The organism is Micromonospora cabrerizensis, assembly GCF_022230955.1.
Classification (GTDB): domain Bacteria; phylum Actinomycetota; class Actinomycetes; order Mycobacteriales; family Micromonosporaceae; genus Micromonospora; species Micromonospora cabrerizensis.
Genome location: NZ_JAKKFI010000017.1, coordinates 1 through 1,540 on the forward strand (window position 1 = coordinate 1; position 1,540 = coordinate 1,540).

Below are 1,540 nucleotides of genomic sequence, written 5' to 3' on the forward strand. Positions count from 1 at the left end.
CCGCCGCGCACCGCCTGGCGCAACGCCTCGCCGCCGTCACCCTCGCCCTGGTCCGCGAGATCGACGGTCGGGGCACCGCCCGGGCGCAGGGCGCGTCCAGCACAGCGGTCTGGCTGCGCGAACGACTCCACCTCACCGTGCCCGCCGCCCGCCGGCTCGTCGACCTCGCCGCCGCACTGGACACCGGCAACCCCGGGATACGACAAGCCTTGGCCGACGGGCACCTCACCCTCGACCAGGCCCGGGTCATCGCCGACACCGTCAGCACCGTGCACACCTCAGCCGGCGCGCAGGCCGCCGACAAGGCCGTCGGTGTGCTGGTCGACTGGGCCGGCCAGTTCGACCCCACCCTGCTGCGCAAACTCGGCACCCGCATCCTCGACCACGTCGCACCCGACCTCGCCGACGCCGCCGCCCAGGCCGCACTGGAAGCCGACGCCCGCCGCGCCAGCCGCGACCGCCACGTGACGATGTCCGCGCTGGCCGACGGCCGACTCCGACTCACCGGCATCCTCGACAGCGAAACCGCCGGTCTCCTGCGCGCCGCGATCGACCCGCTGACCGCTCCCTCCGGCCCCGACGACCAGCGCTGCGCCGGCCAGCGCCGTCATGACGCCCTCGCCGACCTCTGCCGGCTCAGCCTGCGCACCGGGGAGCTACCCGAGAACGGCGGCGATCCCGCACAGATCGTCGTCACCACCAGCTTCGACGCCCTCGCGGGGCAACTCGGCGCCGGCACCCTCGACACCGGCCTGCACCTCACACCGGAAACGGTGCGCCGACTCGCCTGCGACGCCGCGATCCTCCCGGCCGTCCTCAACAGCACCGGCCAACCACTCGACGTCGGCCGACAACGCCGCCTCGTCACCGGCCCGCTGCGCCGCGCCCTCGTGCTCCGCGACGGCGGCTGCGCCTTCCCCGGCTGCGACCGCCCACCCCGCTGGTGCGACGCCCACCACATCCGACACTGGGCCGACGGCGGCCCCACCAACCTCAGCAACGCCGTCCTGCTCTGCGGCCACCACCACCGACACCTCCACCACAGCGACTGGACCGTGCGGCTGGCAGGCGACGGCTGCCCCGAATTCATACCGCCCGCCTGGCTCGACCCCGACCAACTCCCCCGCCGCAACCACTACCACCGACGAACATAGACACGACCAACCGCGCTGAGGGCACTGTCACCACGCAGCCGGATCCAGGTAGTCCCACGCGAGAAGGCCGGGGCCCCGGATGACGCCGCGCGCTCGGCGGTACCGGCACGGTGGTGCGACGGCGCAGGCCTGCGGTGGGCGTGAGCCCAAACCGCTGCGGGCCACGCTCCCGCACGCGGACAACCAGACCATTCCCGCACACCAGGCCACCAGGCCACCAGGCCACCAGGCCACCAGGCCACCAGGCCACCAGGCCACCAGGCCACCAGGCCACCAGGCCACCAGGCCACCAGGCCACCAGGCCACCAGGCCACCAGGCCACCAGGCCACCACGGGTGAGGACCAGGGTGACGCATAAGGCAGCGAACGGCCCACCCGTCGGCAAC

Annotated in this window: 2 protein-coding genes; one reads left to right on the forward strand and one right to left on the reverse strand. The window is 73.9% G+C overall.

What is annotated here, in order from left to right:
• Positions 1–1,154 (forward strand): HNH endonuclease signature motif containing protein (locus LADH09A_RS02610; RefSeq protein WP_238643129.1); only part of this gene is annotated, 1,154 nt, incomplete at its 5' end.
• Positions 1,155–1,181: 27 nt separating this feature from the next.
• Here the strand turns inward: LADH09A_RS02610 and LADH09A_RS02615 are convergent.
• A partial coding sequence (locus LADH09A_RS02615; protein WP_238643130.1) for a hypothetical protein occupies positions 1,182–1,540 on the reverse strand: 359 nt, incomplete at its 5' end.